The 1,416-nt window shown below is 65.3% G+C and carries 1 rRNA gene; it reads right to left on the reverse strand.

Annotated elements, in window-relative coordinates:
- A 16S ribosomal RNA gene (locus ACTQ1E_RS08790) occupies positions 1-1,414 on the reverse strand; the annotation flags it as partial.
- Positions 1,415-1,416: the final 2 nt, after the last annotated feature.

Here is a 1,416-nt window from a genome sequence, read left to right on the forward strand (position 1 = left end):
CGGTTGGGCCGGCGACTTCGGGTGCAGACGACTCGGGTGGTGTGACGGGCGGTGTGTACAAGGCCCGGGAACGCATTCACCGCGGCATGCTGATCCGCGATTACTAGCAACTCCGACTTCATGGGGGCGGGTTGCAGCCCCCAATCCGAACTGGGGCCGGCTTTCCGGGATCCGCTCCCCCTCGCGGGGTGGCATCCCTCTGTACCGGCCATTGTAGCACGTGTGCAGCCCAGGGCATAAGGGGCATGATGACTTGACGTCGTCCCCGCCCTCCTCCGCCTTGACGGCGGCGGTCCCGCGTGGGTTCCCGGCATCACCCGATGGCAACACGCGGCGGGGGTTGCGCTCGTTGCGGGACTTAACCCAACATCTCACGACACGAGCTGACGACAGCCATGCACCACCTGTATGGGCTCCTCTCGGCCACGGGGTCTCCCCCGCTTCACCCATATGTCAAGCCCTGGTAAGGTTCTTCGCGTTGCATCGAATTAAGCCACATGCTCCGCTGCTTGTGCGGGCCCCCGTCAATTCCTTTGAGTTTTAGCCTTGCGGCCGTACTCCCCAGGCGGGACGCTTAATGCGTTGGCTGCGGCACGGGGGGATCGTCCCCCCACACCTAGCGTCCATCGTTTACGGCTGGGACTACCAGGGTATCTAATCCTGTTCGCTCCCCCAGCTTTCGCGCCTCAGCGTCGGTCTCGGCCCAGAGGGCCGCCTTCGCCACCGGTGTTCCACCCGATATCTGCGCATTCCACCGCTACACCGGGTGTTCCACCCTCCCCTACCGGACCCAAGCCGCGGAGGTTCCGGGGGCTTCGGGGGGTTGAGCCCCCCGCTTCGACCCCCGGCCTGCCGGGCCGCCTACGCGCGCTTTACGCCCAATGAATCCGGATAACGCTCGCCCCCTACGTATTACCGCGGCTGCTGGCACGTAGTTAGCCGGGGCTTCTTCTGCAGGTACAGTCTCGTCTCTTCCCTGCTGAAAGCGGTTTACGACCCGAAGGCCTCCGTCCCGCACGCGGCGTCGCTGCGTCAGGGTTGCCCCCATTGCGCAAGATTCCCCACTGCTGCCTCCCGTAGGAGTCTGGGCCGTGTCTCAGTCCCAATCTGGCCGGTCGGTCTCTCAACCCGGCTACCCGTTGTCGGCACGGTGGGCCGTCACCCCGCCGTCTACCTGATGGGCCGCGGAGCCATCCCCTCCCGTCGGGGCTTTAGCCCGGGCGCCATGCGGCACCCGGGGGTATCCGGTATTACCCGTCCTTTCGGGCGGCTATCCCGGGGGAGGGGGCAGGTTCTCCACGTGTTACTCAGCCGTTCGCCACTCGCCTCTATCCGAAGATAGGTGCCGTTCGACTTGCATGTGTTAGGCGCGCCGCCAGCGTTCATCCTGAGCCAGGATCGAACTCTCCGTCCAAA

The sequence above is a fragment of the Collinsella sp. LCP21S3_C7 genome, from assembly GCF_052118485.1.
Taxonomy (GTDB): Bacteria; Actinomycetota; Coriobacteriia; order Coriobacteriales; family Coriobacteriaceae; genus Collinsella.